Raw genomic sequence first — 2144 nt, forward strand, 5'->3', positions numbered from 1 at the left:
TGACGGCGACCGCGACCTGCTTGCCGTCCGCGCCCTCCGCGTAGGAGGTGAACCAGGCGTACGGGGTCGCGCTGTTGTTCTCGCCGTGCTGGGCCGTACCGGTCTTCGCGCCGACCGTGGCGCCGGGTATCGCCGCGTTGGTGCCGGTGCCGCGCGTGACGACCGTCTCCATCGCGGACCGCAACTGCCGTGCGGTGTCCGCGCTCACGACGCGCCTGGTCCTCGCGTCGCCGTGGGTGCTCAGGACGTCCCCGTCGCCGTTGGTCGTGCGGTCGACGAGGTAGGGCGCCGCGAGTTCGCCGCCGTGGGCGAGCGCGGCGGAGACCTCCGCCATCTGGAGCGGCGTGGCCGTGACGTCGAACTGCCCGATCCCCGAGAGGGCCGTCTGCGCCTTGTCCATGCCCTTCGGGTACACGCTCGGGTAGGCCCGTACGGGCACCTCCTGGTCCTCCGTGTTGAAGCCGAACTTCTCGGCCATCGCGCGGACCTTGTCCTGCCCGAGGTCCACGGCCATCTTCCCGAAGACGGTGTTGCACGAGTACTGGAGCGCGACGCGTATCGAGGCGTTCTCGCAGGGCGCCGAGGCCGACTCGTTGGTGAGGTCCTTCGTGGACAGCGGCAGGTGGTAGGGGTCGGGGCTGTCCGTGCGCGCGTCCACGGAGTCGTAGAGGCCGTCCTCCAGGGCCGCCGCCGCGACGACGAGCTTGAACGTCGAACCGGGCGGCAGGGGCTGGCGCAGCGCCCGGTTCACGTTCGGCTTGTCCGGGTCGGAAGCAAGCGCCTTCCACGCCGCGCCGTCGTCGCTCCCGGTGATCTTCGACGGGTCGTACGAGGGCGTCGAGACCATGCCCAGGATCTTGCCGCTCGCCGGGTCGAGCGCGAGCGCGGCGCCCTTCTTGTCCCCCAGGGCCTCGTACCCGGCCCGCTGGACGGCCGGGTCGATCGTCGTGACGACGTCACCGGCCTTCGCGCGGTCGCGCGTCAGCGCGTCCTCGGGGCTCCGGAGACGCGGGTCGGAGCCGTCGAGCAGGTCCTTGTAGACGCCTTCCAGCATCGTCTGCCCGTAGACCTGCGAGGTGTAGCCGGTCACGGGCGCGTAGAGCGGCCCGTCCTTGTACGTGCGCGCGTAGCGCAGGTCCCCGCCGCCGGTCTCGCGCGAGCCCGTGACGGCGTTCCCGCCCACGATGATGTCGCCGAGCGGGCCGGCGTAGCGCGCGATGACCGTGCGCCGGTTGCTCCCGTCGGAGGCGAGGGCGCGCGCCTCGTAGAACTGCACCCACGTCGCCCGCGCGAGGAGGGCCAGCACGAGGAGCAGCACGAGGACCGAGGTGTTCCTGATCGTCCTGTTCATCACAGAGAGGGACGAATGAGGGGGCGGGCCGGGTTCCTTCCCGCCCCGATTCTCAGTCGACTCTCATTCGATCGTGTGTACGAGAGGCGTGGTGTTGACCGCCGGTGGCACCGGCGCCGAGCTGCGACGACGCGCGGTTCCTCCGGCGCCGCCCTCAGCCCCGCACCACCGCTTTCACGAACCCCTCGGGCCGCGCCTCGTGCAGCGCGAAACCGGTGTCCACCGCGTCCAGCGTCACCGTGTGTGTCAGCAGCGGCTCCAACGTGAGGCGGCGGTCGCCCGCAAGGGCGAGCCCCCGGCGCAGCGCCGCGACGTGGCGGTGGCGCTGCGGCGTGAAGCCGTTGACGAGCGTCACGCCCCGGTACCACAGCTCGACGTCCAGCTCGCGCGGTCCGCTGTGGTGGTAGCCGCCCACGCACAGCACCCCGTGTGCCGCCGTGAGCCGCCCCGCCGTGCGCAGCCCGGCCGCCGCGCCCGTGAACTCCACGACCAAGTCGTACGCCGCGCCCTCCGCCTCGCCGGGCGCGCACGTCTCCCGCGCCCCGAGCCCGGCCGCGAGATCGCGCGCGGCGGCGAGCGGGTCGATGCCCACGAGGCGCGCGGGCCCGAGGTCCGCGAGCGCCTGGAGCGCGATGAGGCCCATGAAACCGAGCCCCACGACCGCCACCCGCCGCCCCGCCACCTCGCCGCACCGCGAGAGCGCTTCGAGCACGCAGGCCACGGGCTCCCCGAGGAAACCGTCCACCGGCACCCCCTGCGGCAGGGGCAGCAGCCCCCGCGCCGGGACGTGCAC

General features: G+C 73.0%; 1 protein-coding gene and 1 pseudogene. Both read right to left on the reverse strand.

Going from position 1 to position 2144, the window contains the following annotated elements; genetic code table 11:
- A partial coding sequence (locus SSBG_RS23815; protein ID WP_008748625.1) for a penicillin-binding transpeptidase domain-containing protein occupies positions 1-1351 on the reverse strand: 1351 nt, incomplete at its 3' end.
- A 154-nt stretch (positions 1352-1505) separates the two neighbouring features.
- Positions 1506-2144, reverse strand: a pseudogene (locus SSBG_RS23820) (hypothetical protein); the annotation flags it as partial.

Source organism: Streptomyces sp. SPB074, from assembly GCF_000154905.1.
In the GTDB taxonomy this organism is placed as follows: Bacteria; Actinomycetota; Actinomycetes; order Streptomycetales; family Streptomycetaceae; genus Streptomyces.